At 75.0% G+C, this 22,846-nt stretch carries 16 protein-coding genes; 10 read left to right on the top strand and 6 right to left on the bottom strand.

Annotation, left to right across the window (positions count from 1 at the left end; genetic code table 11):
- Window positions 1-357: 357 nt before the first annotated feature.
- On the bottom strand, window positions 358-948 hold the full coding sequence (locus ACIQUR_RS27235; protein WP_403669399.1) for an HAD family hydrolase: 591 nt from the start codon (window positions 946-948) through the stop codon (window positions 358-360).
- The gene (locus ACIQUR_RS27230; RefSeq protein ID WP_403669396.1) at window positions 945-1,835 is read right to left on the bottom strand and encodes an epoxide hydrolase family protein; all 891 of its coding nucleotides are present in this window, start codon (window positions 1,833-1,835) and stop codon (window positions 945-947) included. Before ACIQUR_RS27230 ends, ACIQUR_RS27235 begins: the two co-directional genes overlap by 4 nt.
- Before the next feature lie 179 nt (window positions 1,836-2,014).
- Between ACIQUR_RS27230 and ACIQUR_RS27225 the strand changes: the two genes are divergently transcribed.
- The 4 genes from ACIQUR_RS27225 (at window position 2,015) to ACIQUR_RS27210 (ending at window position 7,094) form a co-directional block, all read left to right on the top strand.
- Window positions 2,015-2,992 carry a threo-3-hydroxy-L-aspartate ammonia-lyase gene (locus ACIQUR_RS27225; protein WP_403669393.1) on the top strand — a complete coding sequence of 326 codons (978 nt, stop codon included), beginning with the start codon at window positions 2,015-2,017 and terminating at the stop codon, window positions 2,990-2,992.
- Between the two features lie 10 nt (window positions 2,993-3,002).
- Window positions 3,003-3,407: an ACT domain-containing protein gene (locus tag ACIQUR_RS27220; RefSeq protein ID WP_403669390.1), complete on the top strand. Its 405-nt coding sequence runs from the start codon at window positions 3,003-3,005 to the stop codon at window positions 3,405-3,407.
- Window positions 3,408-3,619: 212 nt separating this feature from the next.
- The gene (locus ACIQUR_RS27215) at window positions 3,620-6,493 is read left to right on the top strand and encodes an ATP-binding protein (RefSeq protein WP_403669388.1); all 2,874 of its coding nucleotides are present in this window, start codon (window positions 3,620-3,622) and stop codon (window positions 6,491-6,493) included.
- A gap of 100 nt (window positions 6,494-6,593) precedes the next feature.
- Window positions 6,594-7,094, top strand: coding sequence for a hypothetical protein (locus ACIQUR_RS27210; protein ID WP_403669385.1), 501 nt, complete (start codon window positions 6,594-6,596; stop codon window positions 7,092-7,094).
- A gap of 85 nt (window positions 7,095-7,179) precedes the next feature.
- On the opposite strand, the gene kstD is transcribed toward ACIQUR_RS27210, so the two are convergent.
- Window positions 7,180-8,940 carry a 3-oxosteroid 1-dehydrogenase gene (gene kstD / locus ACIQUR_RS27205; RefSeq protein WP_403669381.1) on the bottom strand — a complete coding sequence of 587 codons (1,761 nt, stop codon included), beginning with the start codon at window positions 8,938-8,940 and terminating at the stop codon, window positions 7,180-7,182.
- A gap of 258 nt (window positions 8,941-9,198) precedes the next feature.
- Window positions 9,199-10,323, bottom strand: a complete 1,125-nt coding sequence (locus tag ACIQUR_RS27200; protein ID WP_403669378.1) for an aminoglycoside phosphotransferase family protein — start codon at window positions 10,321-10,323, stop codon at window positions 9,199-9,201.
- A 252-nt stretch (window positions 10,324-10,575) separates the two neighbouring features.
- Between ACIQUR_RS27200 and ACIQUR_RS27195 the strand changes: the two genes are divergently transcribed.
- A complete protein-coding gene (locus ACIQUR_RS27195) occupies window positions 10,576-12,069 on the top strand; it encodes a hypothetical protein (RefSeq protein ID WP_403669375.1) in 1,494 nt (497 codons plus the stop codon).
- A gap of 154 nt (window positions 12,070-12,223) precedes the next feature.
- Here ACIQUR_RS27195 and ACIQUR_RS27190 read toward each other — a convergent pair whose 3' ends face one another.
- Both ACIQUR_RS27190 and ACIQUR_RS27185 read right to left on the bottom strand, forming a co-directional pair.
- Window positions 12,224-13,648 (bottom strand): PP2C family protein-serine/threonine phosphatase, encoded by a 1,425-nt coding sequence (locus ACIQUR_RS27190; protein ID WP_403669373.1) that lies wholly within the window; start codon window positions 13,646-13,648, stop codon window positions 12,224-12,226.
- Between the two features lie 215 nt (window positions 13,649-13,863).
- Entirely contained in the window at window positions 13,864-14,115 is a 252-nt protein-coding gene (locus ACIQUR_RS27185; RefSeq protein ID WP_403669370.1) for an SCO4226 family nickel-binding protein, read from the bottom strand.
- A gap of 400 nt (window positions 14,116-14,515) precedes the next feature.
- Here ACIQUR_RS27185 and ACIQUR_RS27180 point away from each other — a divergent pair, with 400 nt between their 5' ends.
- The 5 genes from ACIQUR_RS27180 (at window position 14,516) to ACIQUR_RS27160 (ending at window position 22,203) form a co-directional block, all read left to right on the top strand.
- Complete coding sequence (locus tag ACIQUR_RS27180; RefSeq protein WP_403669367.1) at window positions 14,516-16,732, top strand: molybdopterin cofactor-binding domain-containing protein; 2,217 nt, start codon at window positions 14,516-14,518, stop codon at window positions 16,730-16,732.
- Between the two features lie 100 nt (window positions 16,733-16,832).
- Window positions 16,833-17,291, top strand: coding sequence for a (2Fe-2S)-binding protein (locus ACIQUR_RS27175; protein ID WP_403669365.1), 459 nt, complete (start codon window positions 16,833-16,835; stop codon window positions 17,289-17,291).
- A gap of 371 nt (window positions 17,292-17,662) precedes the next feature.
- A complete protein-coding gene (locus ACIQUR_RS27170) occupies window positions 17,663-19,342 on the top strand; it encodes a helix-turn-helix domain-containing protein (protein ID WP_403669362.1) in 1,680 nt (559 codons plus the stop codon).
- Window positions 19,343-19,661: 319 nt separating this feature from the next.
- Window positions 19,662-21,581, top strand: a complete 1,920-nt coding sequence (locus tag ACIQUR_RS27165; protein WP_403669359.1) for an APC family permease — start codon at window positions 19,662-19,664, stop codon at window positions 21,579-21,581.
- A 76-nt stretch (window positions 21,582-21,657) separates the two neighbouring features.
- Window positions 21,658-22,203, top strand: a complete 546-nt coding sequence (locus ACIQUR_RS27160; RefSeq protein WP_403669356.1) for a hypothetical protein — start codon at window positions 21,658-21,660, stop codon at window positions 22,201-22,203.
- Window positions 22,204-22,846 lie beyond the last annotated feature (643 nt).

Genomic DNA, 22,846 nt, shown 5'->3' with positions numbered 1-22,846 from the left:
CCCGCTCGGGCGGCCGGGCGCCGCACGGCGGGCTGGGGCTGCCGGCCCCAGGCCGCCGGGGGCCGGTTGGAGGTCGAACGGGGTCAGGGGCCGCAGCCCGGGTGGACCCAGGGCTCCGGCCGGCCTCCACCGGCCGGAGCCCGCACCCCAGGCGGGCCGGCTCCTGGCAGGGCCGCCGGGCGCCGTGCACGGTGGGCGGGCAGTCGGCTGGCGCGGGTCACCCCGGCACCCGCGCCGCGCCCGGCCCCCGCGCCGCGCCCGGCCCCCGCGCCGCGCCCAGCACGCGCCGCGCCCGGCACCCGTGCCGCGCCCGGCACCCGTGCCGCGCCCGGCACCCGGGCACCCGCGCCGTGCGCCTCATCCCAGCAGCCTGGCCAGGTCCGCCGGCTCGCGGTAGTGCAGCCCGGTCATGCCCGCCCGCACGGCCGCCTCGACGTTCTCCTCGCGGTCGTCCACGAAGAGGCACCGCCCGGCCGGTACGCCGGCCCGCTCCAGGGCGATGGTGTAGATCTCCGGATCCGGCTTGGCCACGCCCACCTCCGCGCTGCTGACCACCGCGTGCGCGAGGTCGTCGATGCCCAGCGCGGCCAGGTCCTCGCGCAGCCACGGCGTGGCGTTCGTGACCAGCACCAGCGGGCGCACCGCTCGCGAGGCCCGCAGCAGCGCCACGACCTCGGGGTCGATCCGGGAGGGCGCGTACGCGAAGGCCCGCGCCAGCTCCGCCGGCACGTGCCGCGCGATGGCGTCGGTCCACTCCTCCCGGGTGATCCGGCCCAGCAGCAGCGGCAGGTCGACCTCCGGCGAGAACGCCACGGCGGCCGTGGTGCCCTCGGGGAGGCCCGCGGCCCGTTCCATCGCGCCGATGCCGTCCTCGTCGTAGAAGCGGATCACGCCGTCGAGGTCGCACAGCACCGCGTCGAACGCCCCGGCGGGCGGCCCCGCGGTCACCGGAGCCCCGCCGGGCCGGCGGCCGGACCGCCGGCCAGGCCGGCGAAGAACGCCCGTACGTTCGCGACCAGCAGGTCCGGGACCTTCAGCGCGGCGAAGTGGCCGCCCCGGTCGTACTCCGCCCACCGGACGGAGCGGTTCGTCCGCTTCGCGAACTTCGCCGCGATCAAGGCGAGTTGACCGGCCGGTGAGTCGGTCGGCGCGTACGCCGGCGTCGGCGGCCGGGTCGACTGGAGATCGGCGTAGCCCTGCCGCCCGCGCAGCCGGCCCCCGGTGCGCTCCCAGGAGGCCAGGGCACGGGCCCGTTCGCCCGGCGCCAGCGCGCCCGGCAGCAGGTTGAGGTGGACGCCCACCACCTCGTCCGGCCGGGTCCGGCCCAGCTCGCGGGAGATCGCGGCCCCCCGGTCCCCGCCCTGGACGCCGTACCGTTCGTACCCCAGCCGCCGCATCAGCTCGCCGAACACGGCCGCCACCCGCTTGAACTCCCGGCCCGGTGCGGTGGTCGGGCCGGAGAACCCGAAGCCGGGGATGCTCGGCAGCCCGGCCACCTCCTGGAATCCGACGATCGACGCCGGCCGGCCGTGCGTCATCGGCAGCGGCAGCGCGTCCGGCTCGGGGGAGCGCGGGTGCGCGAAGTGCACACGGGTCCCGTCGACGACCGTGGTGTACTGCGACCAGGCGTTGAGCCCGGCCTCCGCGGCCCGCCCGTCGTACGCGTGCCGCCAGTACGAGACGAGCGACCGCGGGTGTTCCCGCGGCACCCCGTACTCCCGTCCCACGTCCGAGAGTTCGTCCGGCCATCGGGTGAGGTCGAGGCGTTTGCGGAGGTCGTCCGGCACGGCCTGCGGGACGTCCACCCGAAACGGCAGGACGCTGTCGTTGATCATGATCGGATGCTAGACCGGCCACCGTCCCCGAGCGAGCCCCGGGACGGCGCCACCGCGGCCCCGCCGACCTGCCGCGCGAACGCGTCGACGGCCGGGCCGGGGGACGGCGCCTAGACTCGCCTGCCAAGACCGGCGAACAGGAGCCCGGCCCGGCGGGCCGGCGACGGAAGGGACTCCCCATGGCCGCGGTTCCCACCTACGACGACGTGGCGGCCGCCGCCGAGCGCATCGCGGGACACGCCCACCGCACCCCCGTGCTCCGCTCCCGGCTGGTCAACGAACAGCTGGGCCTCGACGTGGTGTTCAAGTGCGAGAACCTCCAGCGGATGGGCGCCTTCAAGTTCCGCGGCGCCTTCAACGCCCTCTCCCGCCTCACCCCCCACCAACGGGCCGCCGGCGTCGTCGCCTACTCCTCCGGCAACCACGCCCAGGCCATCGCCCTGGCCGCCCGCCTGCTGTCCGTGCCGGCCACCATCGTCATGCCCCACGACGCCCCGGCCGCCAAGGTGGCCGCCACCCGCGGCTACGGCGGACGGGTCGTCACGTACGACCGCTACACCGAGGACCGCGAGGAGATCGGCCGCACCCTCGCCGGGGAACGCGGGCTCACCCTCATCCCCCCGTACGACCACCCCGACATCATCGCCGGCCAGGGCACCGCCGCCAAGGAACTCCTGGAGGAGACCGGCCCCCTGGACGCCCTGTTCGTGCCCCTGGGCGGCGGCGGCCTGCTCTCCGGCACCACCCTCGCCGCCCGCGCCCTGGCCCCCGCCTGCCGGCTCGTCGGCGTCGAACCCGAGGCGGGCAACGACGCCCAGCGCTCCCTCGCCGAAGGCCGCATCGTCCACATCGACACCCCGAAGACCATCGCCGACGGCGCCCAGACCCAGCACCTCGGCGAACTCCCCTTCGCGATCCTGTCCCGCGAACGGCCCGAGATCGTCACCGCCACCGACGACCAACTCGTCGCATGCATGCGGCTGTTCGCCACCTACCTCAAGCTCGTCGTCGAACCCACCGGCTGCCTCGGCCTCGCCGCCCTGCGCACCATGGCCGACGGACTCCGCGGCGCCCGCGTCGGCGTCATCGTCTCCGGCGGCAACGTCGACCTCGACCGCTACGCCCGCCTCCTCACCGAACACCCCGCCCGCACGTAAGCTGCCCGCCATGAGCGGCGAACGCGACCTGACCACCCTCCTCGGCGGCATGCGCCCCGAACTCAACCCCGGCCAGTACGTCTTCTGCACCATCCCCGGCCGGGCCGTACCCCCCGGCCTGCACCCCGTGGCCACCGTCCGCGAGTCCGAAGGCCTCACCCTCGTCCTGCCCCGGTCCGAGGCCGACGAGGAGCACCTGCCCTACGACTACGTGGCCGGCTGGATCACCCTGCGCGTCCACTCCGCCCTCGACGCCGTCGGCCTCACCGGCGCCTTCGCCCGCGAACTCGCCACCGCCGGAATCAGCTGCAACGTCATCGCCGGGTACCACCACGACCACCTCTTCGTCCCCGACGACCGCGCCGCCGAGGCCGTCCGCGTCCTCGAAGCCCTCGCGGCCCGCTCCACCCCGTAGCCCCCACCGCCCCACCCGCGGACGGCCCCCGAACGCTCCTCGAAGGCACCACGAACGACCCACGGACGACCCGCGGACGGCCCGCCCGAAAGAAGATCAGATCTTTCCGCGACAGTGGGCTCCCCCCACGCCCCCACGCGCGTACGCTGAACCACCTGAACAGCCCGCGTGTCGGGCGCACCGGCGCACGACCCGGCGTGGGGGGTACCACGATGACGCAGCACACGAGCCGCTTCCGACGGGCACTCTTCGAACGCGAGGTCGAACTGGCCACCGTGGACGAGGCACTGGACCAGCTCCTCGGCACCGACGGCGCACCCACCGGCGCCCTCCTGGCCTTCGCCGCGCCCGCCGGACTCGGCAAGACCACCCTCCTCGCGGAAGTACGCCGCCGCGCCCACGCCCACGGCTGCACCGTCCTCTCCGCCCGCGGCGGCGAACAGGAACAGGGCAGCGCCTTCCACGTCGCCCGGCAGCTCATCCAGCCCCAGCTCGCCGGCCGCACCGAAGCCGAACTCCGCGCCACCCTCGGCAGCTGGTACACCATCGTCGGCCCCGCCCTCGGCCTCTGCGCCCCCGAACACGGCGCACCCCCCGACCCCCAGGGCCTCCGCGACGGCCTGGACTGGGTCCTCACCCACCTCGCCGTCCAGCGCGCCCCCATGGTCCTCGTCTTCGACGACGCCCACTGGGCCGATCCCGAATCCCTCGGCTGGCTCGCCGCGTTCGCCCCCCGCACCGAACACCTCCCGCTCCTCCTCGTCGTCGCCTACCGCCCCGACGAACTCCCCCCGGACGCCGCCACCTTCCGCTCCCTGCCCGGCCGCTCCGGACAGCGCGCCCTCGGCCTCGAACCCCTCAGCCCCGAAGCCGTCGGCGCCCTCGTCCGCCAGACCGTCGGCCCCGACGCCGACGACGCCTTCTGCCAGGAGGCCTGGGCCGTCACCGAGGGCAACCCCTTCGAGGCCGTCGAACTCGTCGCCAAGGTCCACGACCGCAAACTCGCCCCCACCGGCTCCAGCGCGCCCCTCCTGCGCGACCTCGCCGCCGCCCAGCGCGGCAGCGGCCTCGTCGCCCGCCTCGAACGCCTCGGCCCCTCCACCGTCCGCTTCGCCTGGGCCTGCGCCGTCCTCGGCATCGCCATCCCCCAGGACCTCGCCGCCCGCGTCGCCGGACTCGGCACCGAAGAGGCCGCCGACGCCACCGACCGGCTGCGGGACGCCCGTATCCTCTCCGGCGCCACCACCGGCGACGACCGCCTCGAATTCGTCCACCCGCTCATCGCCACCGCCCTCTACCGCGCCATCCCCGACGCCGTCCGCGTCGCCCTGCACGGACAGGCCGCCACCGCCGTCGCCGACGGCGGACTCGGCGCCACCGCAGCCGCCCGCCACCTCCTGGAGACCCACCCCGAAGGCGACGACCGCGTCGTCGCCCTGCTCCGCGAGGCCGCCCGCGAGAACCTCCGCGCCGGAGCCCCCGACGCCGCCCGCCGCCAGCTCGCCCGCGCCCTGCGCGAACCCCCCTCCTTCGACGACCGCGCCGCCGTCCTCTTCGAACTCGGCTGCGCCTCCCTCCTCACCGAACCCGCCACCACCGTCAACCACCTGCGCGCCGCCCTCGACGAACCCGTCGACAACCCCGTCCTCCGCCAGGGCATCGTCATCCGCCTCGCCCAGGTCCTCGCCCACAGCGACCGCCTCGCCGAAGCCTCCGAAACCCTCGGCCGGGAAATCCGGCACACCACCGACCCCCGCACCCGGCTCCGCCTCCAGTCCGAACAGTTCATGTGGGACGCCTTCCGCGCCGACGAACCCGACTCACCCGCCCGCTCCCGCCGCCTCGCCCGGCTCGCCGACCGCCTCACCGGCCGCGACCTCACCGAGCGCTACGTCATCGGACTCCGCGCCTGGGACGCCACCCTCCGCGGCGAACCCGCCGACACCGTCCTGCACCACGCCCAGCGGGCCCTGGGCAACGAATTCAGCTGGGCCTACGCCGACCGCGGCTTCGAAGTGCCCGTCCTCACCGCCCTCACCCACATGTACGCCGACCGGCCCGGCCGCGCCGAGGAACTGTTCGCCGCCGGCACCGCCGAGTTCGAACGCCAGGGCTGGCGCGGCGCCCACCTCTCCTTCGCGTACAGCCTCCTCGCGTACATCCGCTACCGCCGCGGCCGCCTCGTCGACGCCGAGGAGTACGCCCGCTCCGGCCTCCGCCTCGCCGAACGCGTCGGCCCCGGCACCCCCGTCATGTGGTACGCCGTGACCATCCTCATCGAGGTGCTGCTCGCCCGCGGCCGCCTCGACGAGGCCCGCGAACTCGCCGCCCGCCACTCCTTCGGGGCACCCTTCCCCGCCGCCGTGGTCTTCCCCGACAGCCAGACGGTCCACGCCGAGCTGCTCCTCGCCGCCGGCGACCGCACCACCGCGGCCGCCGAGCTGGAGGCCGTCGGCCGCCGCCTCACCCCCCGCGGCATCCAGAACCCCTCCTGGTGCCCCTGGCAGCTGCACCTCGCCCGCGCCCTCGCCGACCGGGAGCCCGACCGGGCCGCCGAACTCGCCGCCGAGGCCGTCCGCCGCGCCCGCGGCTTCGGCGCCCCCTCCGCCGTCGGCCAGGCCCTGCGCATGGCCGCCGAGGTCACCACCGGCACCGACCGGGTGAAACTCCTGGACGAGGCCGTCCAATGGCTGGCCGCCTCACCCGCCGGATACGAGCTCGCCTGCGCCCAGGTGGCCCTCGGCACCGAGCTCCGCAGCACCGGCCAGGACCCCGGGGCGGTACGCCTCCTCGCCGAAGGGCTGGAGACCGCCGTCGAATGCGGCGCCGACGGCCTCGCCGACCGGGCCCGCGCCGCGCTCACCGCCGCCGGACAGAGCCCTCTGCCCGCCGCCCGCGCCGTACCCGAGCTCACCGTCCGCGAGGACCGGGCCGCCCGCCTCGCCGCCCGCGGCGCCACCACGGCCGAGCTGACCGCCGCCCTGGACGCCGACGAAGCCACCGTGGCCCGCCTGCTCTCCGCCGTCTACCGCAAGCTCGGCACCGACCGCGCCGGCCTGGCCGAAGCCCTCCACGACACCCTCTGAGCGGCCCCCCGCAGCACCCCCGCCGCCCGCCCCGGCCCCCGGGAGCCCCGGAACCTCACCCGGCACCCGGAAAGCACCTTCCGCCACGTACCATGGCCGCATGTCCTTCCTCCGCCGCCGCAGCGCCGCCACACCCGCGGGCCCGGACTTCGACGTCCTGGCCATGGACCCGGGGGACTGGCCTGGCAACCTCGGAGCCGGCCTGCTGCCGGCCCCCGACGGCAGCTGCCAGGGTGTCTTCCTCCGCTACGACCTCTTCGGCGGCCGCGGCCCCGCGATGATCATCGGCAACCTCCCCGAGGGATCGCCCGCCCGCGAGCTCGCCGACCGCCAGGTCCCCTTCGAGGTGGCCCAGCTCCTGGCCGCCCTGGAGAACGACGAGGACGTCGAGGTCACCGGCACCGAGGACGTCCCCGTCATGCAGGGCGACAACCTCCTGATCGTCCGCCGCATCAAGCTCTCCGAGAGCCGCATCTCCTGCGTCCAGTTCGACCGCAGCGACAACGTCCTCGTCACCATCGCCAGCTGGGACCGGCCGATCACCGACGACCTGTACGCGCTGCTCAAGCCGCTCCCCGCGGAACTGTTCCAGCAGGGCTGAGCCCGGCCGCACGAGGGTCCGGCGGGGACGCCGCACCGCACGCCCCGCCGCACCCCGGGCCCCGCCCCGCCGGAACCCGGACCGGCTACGCCCCCGCGATGTCGTTCGCGGCGATGTAGCCGAAGGTCATCGCGGGACCGATGGTCGAACCCGCCCCCGCGTAGCTGTGCCCCATCACCGCCGCACTCGCGTTCCCCGCCGCGTACAGCCCCCGGATCACCGAACCGTCCGCCCGCAGCACCCGGGCCCGCGCGTCCGTCACCATCCCGCCCTTCGTGCCCAGATCACCCGGCACGATCTTGAACGCGTAGAACGGCGGCGCCCACAGCGGCGCCAGACACGAGTTCGGGTGCACGCCCGGGTCCGTGTAGTAGTGGTCGTACGCCGTGTCGCCCCGGCGGTAGTCCGTGTCCGTACCCGTCCACGCCTGCCCGTTGAACCGGTTGACCGTGGAACGCAGCGCCCCCGCCGGCACCCCGATCCGCTCCGCCAGCGCGTCGAAGGTCCACGCCTTCGCCACCGCCCCCGACTCGTACCACGCGTCCGGGAACACGAACGTCGGCGCCACGTCCTTGAACAGGTACTTGTTCCGGTAGTTCTGATCCACGATCAGCCAGGCCGGGATGTGCCGCGACGTGCGGTCCTTCTCGTACATCACGTGCACCACGTCGCTGTACGGCGCGGCCTCGTTCACGAACCGCGCCCCCGCCTGGTTCACGATCAGCCCCCCGGGCAGCGTCCGTTCGGCCAGACAGAAGTACGGCTCGCCCGGCAGCGGGATCGCCGGCCCCCACCAGGCGTCCTCCATCAGCCCCAGCGCCGCCCCCGCCCGCTCCCCGGCCCGGATCCCGTCACCGGTGTTCTCCTTCGCGCCCACCGTCCACGCCGTGCCGATCGGCTGCTGCTGGTACTGGGCGCGCATCGCCGCGTTGTGCTCGAAGCCCCCCGAACCGACCACCACGCCCCGCCGGGTCCGTACCAGGCCCCGCGCGCCGTTCCGCTCGACCAGCACCCCCGTCACCGCCCCGGACGCGTCCTTCACCAGGTCGGTCAGCGGGGTCTCCAGCCACACCGGCACCCCCGCCCGCTGGAGCCCGGCCCGCAGCCCCGCCGCCAGCGCCTGCCCCATGGTGAGCGGCTTCTCCCCGCACAGCGCCGCCTTCGTGCCCCGCGCCAGGCACTCCGTCGACACCGCGAGGCCCTTCGCGTTCACCGCGGCCAGCGTCAGCCACTTGTAGTCGGCGCTGAACACCACCATCCCGGCGGGCACCGGCATGTACGCCGGGTTCAGCCGCGCCAGTTCCGCCCCCAGCACGTTGCCGTCGAGCTGGTCCGGCTCGATCGACCGGCCGCCCGGCAGACCCCCCGGCAGGTTCGGGTAGTAGTCGCTGTACCCCTCCATGTACCGGAACTTCAACGGACTGTTGGCCATCACGAAGTCCAGCATCCGCGGCCCGTTGTCGAGGAACGCCCGCTGCCGGTCCGCCGGCACGTCGGGACCCACCACGGCCGCCAGGTACGTCGCCGCCTTCGCCGGCGTGTCCGGCACCCCGGCCGCCAGGATCACGCTGTTGTTGGGCAGCCAGATGCCCGCCCCCGACCGGGCCGCGGAACCCCCGAACGTGGCCGCCTTCTCGACCACCACGCAGCTCAGGCCGCGCTTCGCCGCGGTCAGCGCGGCCGTCATCCCGGCCGCCCCGGAACCGACCACCACCACGTCGTACTCGCCGAGCACCGGAGCGTCGTCCGCGCGGGCGGCGGCGGCCGGCAACCCGGCCGCGAGGACCCCGGCACCCGTACCGGCGAGCACGGCACGGCGGGAGGGACGGGAAGCACGTGCAGACATGAGCAGCTCCGAAGGCGAGGACGGGAGGGGGAGTTCGGTGCTGATGCGGCGTCAGAAAGGTGCTCGCGGGGTCATGTGATGTCAAGGCATACGCCGTCACCGCGCCCGCCCGCACGCCACCCCCGCCCACCGCCCCGCCACCCCCGCACAAGACGGAATCCCGTGGCGCGCCCACTCGGTGGACACACCACGGGATTTCGCTCGTGCAACCGTCCGCGGCCCGTACGGCCCTCCCCGCCGCCCGCGGACCGGCCGGCGTCAGCGCGTGCCGACCGCCGCCCTCACCGCCCTGCGGGCCATCCCGCAGTCGTCGTGCAGCCGGCGCAGCAGCAGCCGCTGCTCCTCACCGGAGGACGGCGTGCCCGTCCCGCCCGGCACCCCCGCCATCGACCGCTGCACCGCCAGCTCGTACGTACGGATCTCCCGGGTCAGCACCAGCATCAGGTTCACCAGGAACGCGTCCCGCGAGAGCGGACCCGCCGACTGCGCCAGCTGGCTGATCTGCCGCCTCGCCGCGGGGGCGTCCCCGAGCACCGTCCACAGCGTCGCCAGGTCGTACCCCGGCAGGTACCAGCCCGCGTGCTCCCAGTCGAGCAGCACCGGACCCGCCGGCGACAGCAGCAGGTTCGACAGCAGCGCGTCGCCGTGGTTGAACTGGCGCGGCAGCCGCCCGCCCGGCCCGGCCAGCGCCAGCCCGTGCAGGAGCTTCTGCAGGTCACCCAGATCGCGGTCGGTCAGCAGCCCCAGCTCGTGGTACCGGGCGATCCGGGAGGCGTAGTCCAGCGGACGCCCGAACAGCTCGGCCGGCGGCCGCCACTGGTTCACCCGGACCACGGCGCCCAGCGCGGCCCGTACGTCGGCCCGCGGCGGGGCCTCCACCGGATGCCGCTGCAGGGCCGCCACGCGCCCGGGCATCCGTTCCACGACCAGGGTGCAGTTCTCCGGGTCGGCGGCGATCAGACGCGGCACCCGTACCGGCGGACGATGCCGGACGAACGCGCGGTACGCAGCTATTTCGTGCCGGTACCGCTCGGTCCACTCCGGCGAGTGGTCCAGTAAAACCTTGGCGACCGCGGTCGTCCGCCCGGTCGTGCCCACCAGCAGGACCGACCGCGCGCTGCGGCGCAGCACCTGGACCGGCGCGAACTCCGGACAGATCCGGTGCACCGAGGCCAACGCGGCCCGCAGTTGGGCCCCCTGGGGACCGGACAGGTCGATTCTCCCGCTGAGCGGCTGCGTCACGGTCCCCGGCATCCGCCGCAGAGGGGCGGCGCCCTGCGCCGGGGCCGCGGGGCGGCCGGGGGCGAGGTAGGGGCCGCCACCCGCCTGGAAGGCGCGGTGCGGCCGGGTCGGGGCGGACACGGAGGACGATGCTGCGTACATGACGGATACGTATCCCTTCGTGCGCCGACGAGTTGCGTACGCCTTCCCGCCCCGGTCCTCACGGACCGGCCGGCACCCTGGGGAGTGCCACCCGATCCGTCGCTGCGGACCGGGTCGGGGAGGCGCCTTCTTACCTGACACCCGCGCGGGTGTTGCGTACCATCTGGCGCACCCTGGCGAACCCTGGCGAATAGTCGCTCGGCACCTGACCGGGGGTTAGTGTCAAGTCAGCCGAGAACCTGGGGGCTTGACGTGAGCAGAGGACCCAACACCCGCCTGAGCGACCTGTTCGGCCTGGCCGGCTGGTCCAAGGGTGAACTCGCGAGGATGGTCAACCGGCAGGCGGCGGCCATGGGCCACCACCAGCTTGCCACCGACACCTCGCGGGTGAGGCGCTGGATCGACATGGGGGAGACCCCGCGAGAACCGGTGCCGACGGTGCTGGCCGCCCTGTTCACCGAGCGACTCGGTCGTGTCGTGACCATCGAGGACCTCGGGTTCGCAAGACCAGGGCGTACGAACAGACGGCAGCCGGGCGGGGCGAAGGACAACCCCGACGGGCTCCCGTGGGCGCCGGAGCGGACGGCCGCGGTCCTCACCGAATTCACGGGAATGGACCTCATGCTCAACCGACGCGGACTGATGGGCGCGGGTGCCGCACTGACCGCCGGCTCCGCCCTCAGCAGCCACATGTACGACTGGCTGCACCGGGACCCGGCCCTCACGGCGGACGCCCCCCGCTTCACCGACCCCCTCCACGCCGAACCCGCGGGATTCGACCGGTACGAGGCCGCGCCCATCGGCTCCCAGGAGATCGAGGCGCTGGAACGCTCCGTGGAGGTGTTCCGCGCCTGGGACGCCTCCCGGGGCGGCGGACTCCAGCGCAAGGCCGTCGTGGGCCAGTTGAACGAGGTGGGCGGCATGCTCGCCTACCGCCACCCCGACCACCTCCAGCGCCGGCTCTGGGGCGTGGCCGCCAACCTGGCGGTGCTCGCCGGCTGGATGTCCCACGACGTGGGCCTGGAACCCACCGCGCAGAAGTACTTCGTCATCGCCGCGCACGCGGCCCGCGAGGGCGGCGACCGGCCCCGCGCCGGGGAGGCGCTGTCCCGGGCCGCCCGCCAGATGGTGCACCTGGGCAAGCCGCACGAGGCGCTCGACCTGATGAAGCTGGCGCAGTCCGGCGCGGGCGAGCAGACCCTGCCGCGCACCCGCGCCATGCTCCACACCATCGAGGCCTGGGCGCAGGCGGCGATGGGGCGGGGGCAGGCGATGCGGCGGACCCTCGGCGAGGCCGAGGAGCTCTTCGTGTCGGACAAGGACGACGTGACCCCGCCGAGCTGGATGCAGCACTTCGACGAGGCCGACATGCACGGCATGCAGGCGCTGGCGTACCGCACGCTGGCCGACCACGACCCGTCGGCGGCGCCGATCGCCCAGCGGCACGCCAAGGAGGCCCTGCGGCTGCGGGGGGCCGGCTACCAGCGGTCGCAGATCTTCGACTACATCTCGATGGCATCGGCCTGCTTCATCGCCGACGACCCGGAGCAGGCCGACCGGTACGCGCGGCTGGCGCTGGTGTCGATCGGCGAGACCTCCTCGCACCGCACCTGGGACCGGCTGCGGGAGATGTACCGGCTGACGGGCCAGTACGCCGGGTACGCGCGGATCGAGGACCTGCGCGAGGAGATCGAGCTGGCGCTGCCGCGCGGCCCCTCGCGCGCGCCGCGCACGTCGGAGGTCTGACCCGCCCGCACCACGCGGCCGTACGGTCCGACATCGCCGGACACGACGGATCCGGACACGACGGAGCCGGACACGACGGAGGGGGCCGCGCCCGTCGGCGCGGCCCCCTCCCGTCCGTTCTCCTCGCCGTCCGCGTTCCCTGTCTCGGGGTGCGTCAGGCGCCGATCCTGGCGACCAGCACGCAGGCGTCGTCCTCGCGCCCGGTCTCACCGAACTCCTCCAGCACCAGCCGTACGCAGTCCTGCGCGGAGCGGGCGGCGGTGAAGCGCGGCGCCAGGGCGAGGAGGCGCTCGGCGCCGTCGGTGCGGCTGAACTCGATGCTGCGCGGGGAGAGCCCGTCGGTGTGCAGGACCAGGACGTCGCCCGCCTCCAGGCGCTCCTCGGCCTGCCCGTACGCCGCTCCGGAGGTGGCGCCCAGCAGCACGCCCTCCGGCGGCTGGAGGGCCCGCCCGGAGCCGCCGCGGAAGAGCAGCGGCGCGGGGTGGCCGGCCTGCGCCCAGGACAGGGTGCGGGTGGCGGGGTCGAAGCGGCAGCACACGGCACTGCCGAGGGCCGGCTGCACGGAGGTCTCCAGCAGCTGGTTGAGCCAGCCCATCAGGGGGCCGGGCTCGATGCCGGCCATCGCCATGCCGCGCAGGGCGCCCAGCATCATCGCCATGCCGGAGGTGGCGGTGACGCCGTGTCCGGTGAGGTCACCGACCGTCAGCATCGAGGTGCCGTCGGGGAGTTCGAGCGCGTCGTACCAGTCGCCGCCGATCAGGGCGCTGGTGGCGGACGGCAGGTAGTGCGCGGCGAGGTCGAGCGCGCCGGTGCTGCCGTGCGGGAACCGCAGGGAGCCGCGCCACGAGGGCAGCACGGCCTCCTGGAGCTCGACGGCGAGGCGGTGTTCGGTCTGGGCGATCTGCCGCTGGCGCTGGAGGGAGTCGCGGGTCTCGCGGACCGCCCGCTCGCTGCGCCGCAGTTCGCTGACGTCCCGCAGCACCGCCCACATGGAGGCCGTGCAGCCGTCCTGGTCGAGGACGGGCTCGCCGCGCATGTGGAGGGTGCGCACGCAGCCGTCGACGCGCACGATGCGGAACTCGCCGTCTATGGCCTTGCCGTCGACGAGGCAGTCCGTGACCATCGAGGTCAGCAGGGGCTGGTCCTCGGCGAAGAGCGTGGAGCCGAGCTCGTCGAGGGGGAGCGGGCCGCTCTCGGGCGAGCGCCCGAAGATCTGGAAGAGCTCATCGGACCAGGTCACCTCGTCGGTGAGCAGGTTCCATTCGGCGCTGCCCACCCGGGTCTGCTGGGCCTCGGGGCCCGCCTCGGGGGCGGGCGCCGGGAGGTCGAGCTCCTCGGGGGCGGGCGGCATCCCCTCCTTGAGCTGGCCCAGGTGCTCGCCGAGGTCGTCGAGCTGGTGGACCGCCAGGTCGCAGAGGGCGCGCTGCCAGCGGCCCTGGGCGTCGTCGTCGTCCACGACGGTGTCCCGTCGTACCGCGTCCACGTCTCCTCGGAGGCGCCGGGTCTGCGAGATCAGCGCGTCCACCGACCCTGGCTCGGGTGGCTGTGAGGGACGGTCCGCGTAGGTGTGGGACGGCATGGAGAACTCCGATACAGGCGCGGCACGGCCAAGTCTGATGGAAGGACCGGTTACGACTGTTGCACAGGCCGCGACGGCCCGTAAGGGATTTGGCAACATCCGTTACGGGGTTGCATGGGGCATATGCCAAGGGCCTCGCTTGTCCTGATTCTTGTGCGAATGTTTCCGGTCAGAAGCTACTGCCGCGTACCTCGGAGCGATTCGTTCCGCGCGGGTCAGGAGACGCTGAGCGGCACCGGGTGGATCTCGTCGTACGGGTGCCCGGTCCGGGTGTGGACGCTCTGCACGGCATCCGCCGACGGAGCCTCGGACAGGCAGTACACGACCCCGGACTCCGGGTCCGCCCAGGCGCGCTCGAAGTGCACGCCGGCCTCGGCCTCGATCGCCAGGTCCGCCTGGTGCGCGGCGGAGAGCTGGGCCGCGGTGATCCCCATCATCCCGCGGTGGACATCCATGAACTGGGGCATGTCCGCACACCTCCTCGACAAGGTGGGTTCCCCTCCATCCTGACCCCGCCGGGCCGCCGCGTCGACCGGGAAGGCGCCGCGGCGGACCCCGGGGCGACGGACGGCGACGCCGAAGCGGGGGGGGGGTCCGCGGACGGGTCGGAAGGAGCGGCCGAAACCGACCCCTGGAACCCCGGCTTTCGATCAAGCGCCCGACCCGTACGGGACCACCCTTTCGCCGTACCCGAAGAGGCACGAAGACGACCGGGGCCGCCCCGGGCGGGCCCCGGGGCGCCCCCCGACCCGCGCCGGGTCGGCCGGAGGCCGCTGGATCCGGGGGGTTCCGCCGGGGCGGAGCGGTGGCTACCCTACGTGCCGGTAGCCACTCGGAGAGAGCCGGCATCGGCGGGGCAGGGGAAACGTGGCGGAACAGGGCAGGCGCGCCTTCCTCACCCAGTTGGTCGCCGCACCGACGCTGGCCCTCGCCACCCGCGCCGCAGCCGACGCCCTGGCACCCGCCACCGCCCACGCCGCGCCCGCCGTGATCCCCTCCCTGCCCGCGCCGGCCGACCTCGTCGACCTGGGCGAGCTGTTCATCCTGGCCGGCGCCCCCACCGCGCACCTCCTCGTGCTCCGGGTCGACACCGACGGCACCATCGTCTTCCGGCTGCCCCGCGAAGAGGTCGGCCAGGGCCTCACCACCGCCGTCGCCATGCTGGTGGCCGAGGAACTCGACGCCCCCCTGGACCACGTACGCGTCGAACTCGACGACGCCCGGCCCGAGCTGCTCTTCAACCAGCTCACCGGCAGCTCCAACAGCATCCGCTCCCTCTACGGGCCGGTCCGCCACACCGCGGCCGCCGCCCGCGCCCGGCTCCTCGCCGCCGCCGCACGCCAATGGGACCTGCCCGTACGCACCCTGACGACCCGTGACGGCGCCGTCCACGCCCCCGACGGCCGCACCGCCCCCTACGGCGACCTCGCCACCGCGGCCGCCGACCCCGCCCTCACGGTCCTCGCCGCCACCCCCAAGCCCGAGTCCGCCCACACCCTCGTGGGCCGCCCCACCGGCCGCGTCGACGCCCGCGCCATGGTCACCGGCCGCCAGCGCTACACCCTCGACCTCGACGTACCCGGCGCCAAACCCTGCGTACTGCGCCGCCCGCCCACCCTCGGCGGCACCGTCACCGCCGTCGCCAACCGCGACGCCGTACGCGCCATGCCCGGCGTCCTCGACGTCGTCACCGTGCCCACCGGGGTCGCCGTCGTCGCCGAGACCTTCGGCCAGGCCCTCGACGCCCGCGCCGCCCTCCGGGTCACCTGGGGACCCGGCCCCGCCGACGCCCTCTCCGACGCGCAGATCCGCACCAGGCTGCGCGCCGCCACCCCGCCGCTCCTGGTCCCGCCGCTGCTCACCCCGTACCTCGACGCCGAGTTCGACTTCGCCTTCGTCAGCCACGCCCCGATGGAGACGAACTCCGCCGTCGCCGACGTACGCCACGACCGCGCCGAGATCTGGTCCGGACTCAAGTCGCCGATCGTCGCCCAGCAGACCATCGCCGCAGCCCTCGGCCTGCCCCTCGACAAGGTCACCGTCCACGTCGTGCAGGCCGGCGGCTCCTTCGGGCGCCGGCTGTTCTTCGACGCCGCCCTGGAGGCCGCCCTCGTCTCCCGCGCCTGCGGCCGCCCGGTACGGCTGATGTGGACCCGCGTGGACGACACCCGGCACGGCCGGATGCGCCCCGCCACCCACCACCGCATCCGCGCCACCTGGGCACTCGGCGAGGTGCTGTCCTTCGAACACCGGGTCGCCGCCGTCGAGACCGACTTCCGGCACGGCCTCGGCGAGATCCTCACCGCCACCGCCGCCAGCCTGCCCGCCGGCATCGGCAACGCCGGCTTCGCCCAGACCCTCTTCCTCACCACCGTCAAGTCCCCGTACCACTTCGGCCTCACCACCCAGACCCTCACCGAGGTCCCCACCGGCATCCCCACCGGCTCCTGGCGGTCGGTGTACTCCGCCAACACCCGCGGCGCGGAGGAGATCGTCGTCGACGAGATCGCCGCCCGGCTCGGCAAGGACCCCGTGCAGTTCCGGCGCACCTTCCTCAAGGAGGCCGCCCAGCGCGCCGTACTCGACAAGGCCGCGACGGAAGGCCAGTGGGGCAGGACCATGCCCCCCGGCTGCGCCCAGGGCATCGCCTTCCACGAGGAGTACGGCTCCCGCACCGCCTGCCTCGTCGAGATCGACACCCGCGACCCCGAACACGTCCGGGTCACCAAGGCCGTCATCGCCGCCGACGTGGGCCGCCCGGTCAACCCCAGGGGGCTGGAGGCCCAGCTGCTCGGCGGCCTCACCGACGCGATCTCCACCACCCTGCGCGCCGGCCTGCACCTCGACAAGGGCCTCCCGCTGGAAGGCAGTTACAGCCAGTTCCACTACGCCCGCCAGCGCGACACCCCGCGGGACGTGCGCATCCACATCATGCCCGCCACCGGGGAACCCGGCGGCGCCGGCGAACTGGGCGTGCCCGCCGCGGTCGGGGCCATCGCCAACGCCTACGCCAGGGCCACCGGCACCCGGCCGCGCAGCTTCCCGCTCGACTTCGACGTCGACTTCACCCCGTACCCGCGCTAGAACCCCGGGACCCGCGGCCCCCCGCGGCGTCCCCGCCTCCCGAAGACCCACCGGCCCCACCCGCCACGCCCCCGACACCGTCCCAGCCCAGGAGCCCGCCGTGCCCACGCACACCTTCACCGTCAACGGGCGCAGCGTCAGCGTCGACGCGCCCGACGACCTGCCCCTGCTGTGGGCGCTGCGCGACCTGCTGGGCATCCGCGGGCCCAAGTACGGCTGCGGTGTGGACGTGTGCAAGGCCTGTACGAGCCACCTGGACGGCGCGGAGATCCGGCCCTGCGTGGTGCCCGTGGCGGCGGCCGCCGGGCGCGAGGTGACCACCATCGAGGGGCTCGCGGACGGCGACACCCTCCACCCGGTGCAGGAGGCCTGGCTCGAACAGGACGTGGCGCAGTGCGGGTTCTGCCAGCCAGGCCAGATCATGGCCGCGGTCGCTTTGCTGCGACGCACCAGCGAACCGACCGACGAGGACCTCGACGCCATCGCCAACATCTGCCGCTGCGGCACGTACTTCAGGATCCGCGAGGCGATCAGGAGCGCGGCGGCCCGCATGAAGTGACGGCGGCCCGCAGTACATGACGGCGGCCCCCCATGACGTGACGGTGTGACATGTCACCGTGCCATGTCACCGGTGACCGTGCGCCCCACCGTCTCGTCCTCACGTCTCCGCCCCCACCGGCCCGCTCCCGCCCCCCCCGCGGGCGGCAGCGGCACGGCGGCCGGCGAGGGCCCGGCGCTCCCCTGTTCGCGCCGGGACCCCACCGATGGTGCCGCCGGAGGGACACGCCGGGTGCACCCCCAGGCGCAGCCGTTCCCGCCGTGCCCCGGCGGTGCACCCCAACGTAGATCCGCCCGGGGCGCGGGGGAGGGTTCGATCTGCCCAGTGGGGTGAAGAGACCGGTATCACAGCGCACAGTCGGCACCGGATGGTTGAATGCCCCGCCCCCGGACGGCGGTCCGCCGCCGGCGGGGAAGGCCAAGCGGGTACGAGCGCCCGGCCGTTGGGAACGAAGGGGACGACCGATCCAGCACCAGCCCGCCGACGCGTCCCCCGCCCCGGCCACCCCGCCCGCCGCCGTCTCCGCCCTGGCCGGCCGCGCCGACGACGTGCTCAGGGCCCACCGCCTGGCCCACACCGGCGGCTCACGCGCCCTGCTGCGCTGGCTCTCCCTCCGCCTGGACGCCTGGACCGCACTGGTCCGCGCCGACGGCCGCGTCCTCGACTCCTGGCCCGGACCCGCCGACCCCGCCACCGCGGGCCTGGCCGCCCGCGGCGCCGCCGAGATGCACTCCCGGGGCGTACGGTCCGCCGTCCTCGACGACACCGACCGCGCCGTCCTCCTCTACGCCCTGGACGAGCCCGGCGCGGACCGCGCCGCCGGCACCGGCCGCGCCCTGGCCGCCGTACTGCCCCGCCCCTGCCCCGCGGGCGTCCGGGCCCTGCTCGCCGACGCCGCCGTACCCCTCGCCCTGACCCTGCGCGCGGAGGACGCCGAGGACCGCCACCGGCACGCCGCCCTCGCCGAGTCCCGCTCCCGGGAGGCCGTCCTGCACCTGCTGATGAACGGCCGCCTCTCCACCGCCCACCAGATAGCCGAGGCCCTCACCCCCTCCCTGCCGGACCCCTTCCGCATGTACGTCGTGGAGTGCGGCACCGGCCGGCGCGAGGCCGTCACCCGGCTCTGCGAGGAACTCACCGACGCCAGCGCCTGGATCGTGCGCTGCCCCGTCTACGTCCGCCACCTCATCGTCCTCGTCCCCACCGGCCGGGCCGCCACCTCCGGCGGCCACGACCCGCTCGCCGAGGCCCTGACCGCGGCGGCCCGCGACTGCGTGGTCGGCGTGAGCGAGGAGGCCCGGCTGCGGGACTGCCCCGCCGCCTACACCCAGGCCTTCCACGCCCTCGCCGTGGCCCGCGGCCGCACCGGCCGGCACGCCCGCTTCGGCGCCGGACCCGAACTCGCCCTCGCCGCCCACGCACCCGGCGCCGCCTGGGCGGCCGCGCTGCTGGCACCCCTCCACGCGTACGCGCCCCGCCGCCCCCAGGACCCCGGCGCCCAGGAGCTGCGCGCCACCGCCCACGCCTGGCTCGACTTCGCCTCCCACGCCACCCGCCTCCTGAAGGTCCACCGCAACACCCTGGCCACCCGGGTCCGCCTGGTGGAACAGATCCTCGGCCTGGACCTCGGCACGCTCCCCGACCAGTCCGCCCTCTCCCTGGCCCTGCGCCTCACCCCGCCCACCCACCCGGCCCCGGCCGCCCCGGCGCCGACCGCCCCGGCCCCCACCCCGGACAGGACCCCCGCCGCCCCGGCCCCCACCCTGGACCGGGTCCTCGCCGACCCGGCACTCACCCGCTGGGCCGCCGACCACCTCGCCCCGCTGACCGGCCCGGCCGCCCCGCCCGGCGCCCGCGACACCCTCCGCACCTGGCTCGACCACGACGCCCGGCTGGCCCCCACCGCCGCCGCCCTGGGCATCTCCGTACCCGGCGCGCGCAAGCGCCTGACCCGCCTCGAAGCCCTCCTCGAACGCTCCCTCCTCCAGTCGCCCAGTGCCCGCCACGACCTCTGGCTGGCCCACCGCGCCGAATCCCTGGCCGCCCCCTGACCACCTCGCCGACCGCCCGGTGCCGGTCCTCGGCGGACTCCTCACGGGCAGCGGCGAGTTCCGCGCACCCCGCCGCGGCCGGCGCCCCACGACGCCCGCATCCGGGTCATCGCCTCCGGCCGGCTGCCGTCGGGCGAGGCGTGCCGCAGGGCCGTGACCAGGAGGCCGGCGGCAGCCACCGGTACGCTCAACGCGGTCCCGGCGCCGAGGACCCGGAACGACGCTTGGTGGGGGCCGACGGCGGCCCCTGCGCCGGGAGTGGTGGTCTCCGGCCGTGTCACACCGCCCCATTCGTGCAAAAACCGCAGATCATGCCCGAATGAGGCGAATCAACCCGAAGAGGGTGCTGGTCGGTGAGCCGCTCGACACCGCACGCCTGGGCGAGACCCTGCTCCCCAAACGGCTCGCGCTGCCGATCTTCTGCAGTGACCCCCTCTCCTCCGTCGCCTACGCCACCGAGGAGATCCTGCTGATCCTCGCCCTCGGCGGCGTCACGCTCCTCCACCTCGCCTGGTACGCGGCCGCCGCCATCGTGTTCCTCCTCGTCGTCGTCATCGCCTCCTACCGCCAGACCTGCCACGCGTACCCCGGAGGCGGTGGCGCGTACGTCGTCAGCTCCGAGAACCTCGGCCAGACCGCCGCCCTCACCGCCGCCAGCGCGCTCCTCGTCGACTACGTGCTCACCGTCGCCGTGTCCGTCGTGTCCGGCGTCTCCGCCATCACCTCAGCCATCCCCGCCCTCTCCGACCACGAAGTCGTGCTCTCCGTCGGCTTCGTGGTCCTGCTCACCGTCCTGAACCTGCGCGGCGTCCGCGAGTCCGGCCGCATCTTCGCCATCCCCACCTACGGGTTCGTGCTCGTCATCTACGTGATGTTCGCCATCGCCGCCGTCCGGCTGCTCTCCGGCGAGACCATCCGCGCCGAGTCCGCCGACCTGCCCATCCACGCCACCGCCACCTACACCGGCCTGGCCCTCGTCTTCCTCGCCCTGCGCGCCTTCGCCTCCGGCTGCACCGCCCTGACCGGGGTCGAGGCCATCAGCAACGGCGTCCCCGCCTTCCGCAAGCCCAAGAGCCGGAACGCGGCCACCACCCTCGCGATGATGGGCCTGCTGTCCGTCACCATGTTCGTGGGCATCACCGTCCTCGCCCTGGTGTACGAGGTCCACGTCGCCGAGGACCCGACCGAACTCGGCCTCGCCCCCGGCACCCCGACCTCCACCGCCCTCGCCCAGATCGGCCGGGCGACCTTCGGCGACTGGCACTTCCTCTTCTACCTGCTCCAGGCCGTCACCGCCGGCGTGCTGATCCTGGCCGCCAACACCGCCTTCAACGGCTTCCCGATGCTGGCCTCGATCCTCGCCAAGGACCGGTACGCGCCCCGCCAGCTCTACAACCGCGGCGACCGCCTCGTGTACTCCAACGGCGTCATCCTGCTCGCCCTCGCCGCCATCGGCCTGATCGTCGCCTTCGACGCCCAGCTCACCCGCCTCATCCAGCTCTACATCATCGGCGTGTTCGTCTCCTTCACGCTCTCCCAGGCCGGCATGGTCGTCCACTGGCGCAGGGAACTCGCCGACCCCGCCACCCCGGCCGCCGAACGCGTGCACATCCACCGCCGCCGCGCCATCAACGCGGTCGGCGCCACGATGACCGCCCTCGTCCTCGTCATCGTCCTCCTCACCAAGTTCACGCACGGCGCCTGGCTGGTCGTCATCGCCATGCCGGTCCTCTTCCTCGGCATGAAGGGCGTACGCCGCCACTACGACCAGGTCGCACGGCAGGTGGCGGTGCCCCCCGACACCCGGCCCCGGATGCCCGCCCGCCACCACGTGGTCGTCCTCGTCGCCAACGTCCACGCCCCCACCCTGAAGGCGCTCGGCTTCGCCCAGGGCCTGCGCCCCACCACCCTCACCGCCCTCACCGCGGCGGCCGACGAGGACGCCGACCGGCTGCGCGAGGAGTGGGAGCGGCACGACCTCGGCATCCCCCTGCGCATCCTCCACTCGCCCTACCGCGAGGTGGTCGGACCGATCGTCTCCCACGTCCAGACCATGGCCGCCGAGGACCCCGGCTCGGTCGTCTCCGTGGTCATCCCCGAGTACATCGTCGGCCATTGGTGGGAGCAGCCCCTGCACAACCAGAACGCCCTCCGGCTCAAGGCCCGGCTGCTCTTCACCCCAGGTGTCACCGTCATCGACGTCCCGTACCTCCTGGAATCGGCCCGTGCGGAGGCCTGACCGGGGCGCCGGAATCCCGCCACCCCCGGCCCGCCGCCCCAACCGGCCCGCCCGCAACCGGGGTTAGGATCACCGCATGGTCACGCCCCGGTCGCAGGCCGGCACGCTCCGGAACCGCCACCGCGCGGCCCCGTGGTACGTCCTGCTGGCCCTGTGCGGACTCCTCCTCGCCCACACGGGCCCGGAAAGCACCACCGCCCACGCGTCCCTGACCCCGGTGCCCTCGGCCCGGGCGCTGCTCGGAGAGCCGGGCGCCGGACCGGCGGTCCGGGCGGTGGCCGAAGAGCCCGGTGCCGGATTGCCGGCGCGGGCGGCCGGCGGAGGCCCGGGTGCCGGACATCCGGCCGGCCCGGACGCGGCTCCGGCCGGTGGACACGCCGTCCACCACGACTGGCCGGGCGGCGCGGGGCACGGCAACGACCACCCGCACGCGTCCTGCGCGCTCGGGCAGCCCCAGCCGCCCCCCGGTCCCGGCCTGCCCACGCCGTCCGTCCTGCCCTCGGCATGCCGCGACGGCGCCACGGTGCCCGCACCCACGCCCCGTTCCCTCGTGCCCGCGGCGATCGGCGGCTTCGTCGTCCCGATACCGTACGCGGCGCAGTCCGCGGTCCTGCGTCAGTAGGCCCGCCCCATGGAGGGGCCGCCCACCGCACCCCGCCGTGCGCCCGGCGCGCCGGGAACCCCCGGGTCACCGCTGTCCCCGGCCCCCACGGCCGTACCGGTCCGAACCATCCGGCCGTACCGGCCACCACCAGGCCTCCGTGGCGCTGCCCCCCGTACCGAGGGGGCCGGCCTCCGGGGGTCCGGCCACGGCCGTCCGGTCGCCGGGCGGCGGGGCCCGTCCCCTCTGCCGGTGCCGGGCGTGTCCGCGCCCGTTGGGTACGGGCGGCCGCGGCGGCCGCTGCGCCCAAGGTCTGCCGGACGGCCGGTCACCGGGTGCCGCAGGAACGGGTCACGCCGTACCGGGGCCCCGGCGGCCGTGGGTCTTGTGGCCGACGGTGGCAGGGCCGTCAGGTGGCGCGCGAGCCGTGCGCGGTCCGGTCACCGGACGGCACCGCACCGGGCGACCGGCAGCCGCACCGGCGCGAGCGCCGGTTGCGGGGCGGCACGCGGTGCCCGCCGCGGGCGACCCGTACGCCGTCCCCGGCGGTGCACCATCGCCGGTGGCCCGGTGGCCCGGTGGCCCGGTGGCCCGGTGGCCCGGTGGCCCGGTGGCCCGGTGGCCCGGTGGCCCGGTGGCCCGGTGGCCCGGTGGCCCGGTGGCC

The organism is Streptomyces sp. NPDC101132, assembly GCF_044759225.1.
Classification (GTDB): domain Bacteria; phylum Actinomycetota; class Actinomycetes; order Streptomycetales; family Streptomycetaceae; genus Streptomyces.
The sequence above is the reverse complement of the archived record's forward strand: the minus strand, read 5'-3'. Positions and strand labels throughout refer to the sequence as shown.

Coding starts and splice junctions, on each gene's coding strand:
- ACIQUR_RS27230 (WP_403669396.1), bottom strand. CDS start 1,835: ATGATCAACGACAGCGTCCTGCCGTTTCGGGTGGACGTCCCGCAGGCC.
- ACIQUR_RS27225 (WP_403669393.1), top strand. CDS start 2,015: ATGGCCGCGGTTCCCACCTACGACGACGTGGCGGCCGCCGCCGAGCGC.
- ACIQUR_RS27220 (WP_403669390.1), top strand. CDS start 3,003: ATGAGCGGCGAACGCGACCTGACCACCCTCCTCGGCGGCATGCGCCCC.
- ACIQUR_RS27215 (WP_403669388.1), top strand. CDS start 3,620: ATGACGCAGCACACGAGCCGCTTCCGACGGGCACTCTTCGAACGCGAG.
- ACIQUR_RS27210 (WP_403669385.1), top strand. CDS start 6,594: ATGTCCTTCCTCCGCCGCCGCAGCGCCGCCACACCCGCGGGCCCGGAC.
- kstD (WP_403669381.1), bottom strand. CDS start 8,940: ATGTCTGCACGTGCTTCCCGTCCCTCCCGCCGTGCCGTGCTCGCCGGT.
- ACIQUR_RS27200 (WP_403669378.1), bottom strand. CDS start 10,323: ATGTACGCAGCATCGTCCTCCGTGTCCGCCCCGACCCGGCCGCACCGC.
- ACIQUR_RS27190 (WP_403669373.1), bottom strand. CDS start 13,648: ATGCCGTCCCACACCTACGCGGACCGTCCCTCACAGCCACCCGAGCCA.
- ACIQUR_RS27185 (WP_403669370.1), bottom strand. CDS start 14,115: ATGCCCCAGTTCATGGATGTCCACCGCGGGATGATGGGGATCACCGCG.
- ACIQUR_RS27165 (WP_403669359.1), top strand. CDS start 19,662: ATGAGGCGAATCAACCCGAAGAGGGTGCTGGTCGGTGAGCCGCTCGAC.
- ACIQUR_RS27160 (WP_403669356.1), top strand. CDS start 21,658: ATGGTCACGCCCCGGTCGCAGGCCGGCACGCTCCGGAACCGCCACCGC.